Annotated in this window: 1 protein-coding gene; it reads right to left on the bottom strand. The window is 77.0% G+C overall.

The window, feature by feature from the left end; all coding sequences use genetic code 11:
- A partial coding sequence (locus ONA70_RS35120; RefSeq protein WP_319959631.1) for a beta-ketoacyl synthase N-terminal-like domain-containing protein occupies positions 1-3979 on the bottom strand: 3979 nt, incomplete at both ends.

Here is a 3979-nt window from a genome sequence, read left to right as displayed (position 1 = left end):
CGTCACCTCGTCCGACCCGTCCCCGGCGGGTACGGCGACCGGCTCGGCCGCGGCCGGGAACTCCTCGATGATCAGGTGCGCGTTGGTGCCGCTCATCCCGAACGCCGACACCGCCGCCCGCCGCCGATGTCCGTTCGGCTTCCAGTCGACCACCCGGTCGAGCAGCCGTACGTTGCCGCTGTCCCAGTCGACGTGCGGCGTGGGGGCGTCGATGTGCAGCGAGCGGGGCAGCATCCCCTGCTGCATCGCGAGGACCATCTTGATCACCCCGGCGACGCCGGCGGCGGCCTGGGTGTGCCCGATGTTCGACTTGATCGACCCGAGCCACAGCGGCTGGTCGTCCCGCCGCTGCTGCCCGTACGTCGCCAGCAGCGCCTGCGCCTCGATCGGGTCGCCCAAGGTGGTGCCCGTGCCGTGCGCCTCGACCGCGTCCACATCGGCGGGAGTGAGGCCGGCGTTGGCGAGGGCCTGCCGGATCACCCGCTCCTGCGCCGGTCCGTTCGGCGCGGTCAGCCCGTTGCTGGCGCCGTCCTGGTTCACCGCCGAGCCGCGGATGACCGCGAGGACCCGATGGCCGCGTTCCCGGGCCACCGAGAGCCGTTCCAGCAGCACCAGGCCGACGCCCTCGGCGAACCCGAACCCGTCCGCCGCCGCGGCGAACGACTTGCACCGGCCGTCCGGTGACAGGCCCCGCTGCCGGCTGAACTCCACGAAGCCACCGGGCGTGGCCAGCACGGTCACCCCGCCCGCGAGGGCCAGGTCGCACTCCCCGTTGCGGATCGCCTGGGCGGCCAGGTGCATCGCCACCAGCGACGACGAGCACGCCGTGTCCACGGTCATCGCCGGGCCTTCCAACCCCAGCGTGTACGCGATCCGCCCGGACGCCAGCGCGGTGGTCGCCCCGGTCATCAGGTAGCCCTCGTAGTCCGCCGGTACCTCGTCGAACCGGGGCCCGTAGTCGTTGTCGATGACGCCGGTGAACACGCCCGTCGCGGTGCCGCGTAGGCCGGCCGGGTCGATGCCGGCCCGCTCCGCCGCCTCCCAGGCGGTCTCCAGCAACAGCCGCTGTTGCGGGTCCATGGCCGCCGCCTCCCGGGCGTTGATCCCGAAGAAGGCCGCGTCGAAGCCGGCGGCGTCGTCCAGGAACCCGCCGTGCCGGGTGTACGTGGTGCCCGGCGTACCCGGGTCCGGGTGGTAGATGGCCTCGATGTCCCAGCCCCGGCCGTCCGGGAATGCGCCGATGGCGTCGCCCTCGGCGATGACCAGCCGCCACAGCTGCTCCGGTGAGCCGACCCCGCCCGGGTAACGGCAGGCCATGCCGACGATCGCCACCGGTTCGTCCACCGGAGCGACCCGGACCGGCGTGGCGGCGCGGGCCGCCGGCACCCCGGAGACCAGTTCCCGCAGGTGGTCGACCACCGCCGCCGGGGTGGGACGGTCGAACACCAGCGTCGCCGGCAGCGTCAGGCCGGTGGCCGTACCCAGCCGGTTGCGCAGCTCCACGGCGGCGAGCGAGGTGAACCCGAGGTCCTTGAACGCCTGCCCCGGGTCGACCGTCTCCGCCGACTCCAGCCCGATCACCGTCGCCACCGCCCCGAGCACCAGGTCGTGCAGGGCCTGCCGCTGCTCCGCGGCCGGACGGGCGGCCAGCCGCTCGGCGTACGTCAGCGGGCCGGCGTCGGCAGCGGCATCCCGCAGCCCGGCGTGGAACAGCCCGCGCAGCAGCGCGGGTACCGGTCCGGCCGGTTCCGTCACCCGGCCGGCGAGCAGCACCGTCGCGCCGGTGCCGAGGGCCAGGTCGAGCGGCCCCGACGGGGACGCCGGGACGACGCCGTCCGGCCGGGGCCCGTTCGCCGCCCCACCGGCGATGCTGAGCGCGGCAAGCCCGTACGCCCGCCGGTGCCTGGCCAGCGCGTCGAGGAACGCCGCGTCGCCGCCCCGGGAGGCCTCCCCGGGAGCGCCGAGCGTGCCGGCCACGTCGGAGAGCAGGACGAACGCCGCCAGGTCGAGCCGGCGGGTGGCCTCGTGCAGCGCCCACCCGGTGGTCGGGTCGCCCCCGGCGTGCAGCACGGCGGTGAGCGGGTGGGCCGGGTCGACCATGGTGAGCAGGCCGGCCAGGACGTCCGGGTCGGTGGTGTCGCAGTTGCTGACGGTGACCCGGGCGCCGAGCCCGGTCAGCTCGGCGACCGCCGGTGCCGGGTCGACGGCGCCGGCCAGCAGCAGGTGCCGTACCCCGTGCCGGGTGACCAGGTCCCGCGCGGCGGCGCGGGCCCCCGCGTCGCCGGTGACCAGGACCGTGCCGTCCGGGCCGAAACCGGCCGGCGGCCGGTGGTCGCGGGCCGCGCGGACCAGCCGCGGCACCAGCATCGTTCCGGTGCGCAGGGCCAGCCGGGGTTCGCCGGCCACGCGAGCGGCCGCCACCGCCCGGTCCAGGATCGCGTCGCTCTCCGGATGCCCGTCGGTGTCGACCACGACGATCCGGCCGGGAGCGGAGGCCTGCGCGGCGCCGGCCGCGCCCCAGACGGCGGCGGCGGGCAGATCGCGCGGGTCCTCGCCGGGCAGGGCCGCCACGGCGTGCCGGGTCAGCACGACCAGCGGCCCGGCCGGGTCGACGACCGCCGCGTCGAGCAGCGCCACCGCCCGGGCGGCGGCCCGGACGGGGTCGGCCAGGTCCGCCTCCGGCGTCCGGTAGGACCACACCTCGGCGGCGGGGTACGCCGGCACCCGCTCGTCGTGGGGGCCGGCGGCCACGGGCCGGTCCGGCGCGACGTCCGGGACCGGCCGCTGCTCCCAGGCGACGGCGTACAGCTCCGGCGCCGGCTCGGCGGGTACCAACCGGTCGACGGGCAGCGGCCCGGTGTCGAGGGCGGCGGTGACCACCGGCTGGCCCGTCGGGTCGTAGCCGGCCAGGGTGAACCGGTCGTCCCCGGCCGGTCGCAGCCGCACCCGGAGCACGGTGGCGCCGGCCGCGAGCAGCCGCACGTCGGACCACCCGGTGACCGTCGGCGTCCCGTCGGGGCGCCGGCCCCGCAGGTCGGCCAGCAGCGGGTGCAGGGCCGCCTCCAGCAGCGCTGGGTGCAGCGCGTGCTGCGCGGCCTCGGCCCGCTGCTCCTCGTCGAGGGCGACCTCGACGAGGAGGACGTCGTCCTGCCGCCAGACCTCCCGCAGGCCGCGCAGCCCCGGCCCGTGCCGGTAGCCAGCCGCGTTCAGCCGCGCGTACACCTCGGCGACGTCGACCGGCTCGGCGCCGGCCGGCGGCCAGACCGGCGCGGTCGGCGGCGTGGCCGGCGCGGTCGTGCCGAGGACCCCGACGCCGTGCCGGGTCCAAGCCGCGTCCGGCTCGCTCTCCGCGTCCCGGGCGTAGACGGCCACGGTACGCCGGCCGTCGTCGGCCTCCGCGACGGTGACCTGCACCTGCACCGCCCGGCCGTCGGGTACGGGCAGCGGTGCGGCCGCGGTCAGTTCCGCGAGGTACGGGTACCCGGTGCTGGCGCCGGCGTGCAGCGCCAGGTCCAGCAGACCGCTCGCCGGCAGCAGCCGGGTTGCCAGTACCCGGTGGTCGTCGAGCCAGGTGACGCCGCCGGCCAGCCGTCCGGTGAGGACGGTGCCACCGTCACCGGCCAGGTCGAGCCGGGTGGTCAGCACGGCGTGCCGGGTGGGGTGCAGGCCCAGGTCGGTCGGGGTGCTCCGGTGGGTGCCGGTGAGCCAGTGGCGGGTGGACTGGAACGGGTACGTGGGCAGGTCGAGCTGGGGGTGGCTGCCGGCCGGGCGCCTCTCGAGCGCCCCGGCGGCGGCGAGCAGGGTACGCGGCCCGGGCCGGTCCTTGTGCAAAGCGGGTACGGCGACGGCGTCGGCCAGCGTCTGCCGGTGGAGTGCGGTGAGGGTGGCGTCCGGGCCGAGTTCGACGAAGGCGTGGACGCCGTGTCGGTCGTGCAGGTGGGTGATGCCGTCGGCGTAGTGGACGGGGGCGAGGATGTGT

This window comes from Micromonospora yasonensis (assembly GCF_026013475.1).
GTDB classification, from domain to species: domain Bacteria; phylum Actinomycetota; class Actinomycetes; order Mycobacteriales; family Micromonosporaceae; genus Micromonospora; species Micromonospora yasonensis.
Note: the sequence above shows the minus strand (reverse complement) of the source record. Positions and strands in the feature narration are given on the sequence as shown.